The organism is Paenibacillus sp. 01T422 (assembly GCF_056398785.1).
Genome location: NZ_JBFTQB010001698.1, coordinates 1 through 402, shown reverse-complemented (window position 1 = coordinate 402; position 402 = coordinate 1). Strand labels below are relative to the sequence as shown.

Here is a 402-nt window from a genome sequence, read left to right as displayed (position 1 = left end):
CCCTGATTGTAGCAAGTCCTCCTTCCTTCCTCGTTGCGTTTCATGCTGTCTGACATCTAAAATTATAGGGAAGATATCTCGCTTATGTCAATCGATCCAATGTTAAATAATTGTGTAGATGAATGGCTTGATTTTGCTAATAATATGGCTTAACTAGTCTTTCAAATTTCAAAAATTGTGGTACACTATTGTTGTCAGACAGCTTGAACTTAAGTGAACATTGAACATACTACCATCATCAACCTATAGAGAGGAATCGCTGAAATTTGGAGAAAAAGTTGCTTTATCTCAGAGTCAAAGAAGAGATTGAAAGAAGCATCAACGAAGGCGAACTTAAGCCGGGAGACAAACTTCCGTCTGAGCCGGAGCTCGCCAAGAAATTCGAGGTAAGCCGCCCTACAC

1 protein-coding gene is annotated in these 402 nt (G+C 40.0%); it reads left to right on the top strand.

Going from position 1 to position 402, the window contains the following annotated elements:
- Positions 1–266: 266 nt before the first annotated feature.
- The coding region (locus tag AC1DUA_RS40825) for a GntR family transcriptional regulator (protein WP_477505039.1) at positions 267–402 on the top strand (136 nt) is incomplete at its 3' end.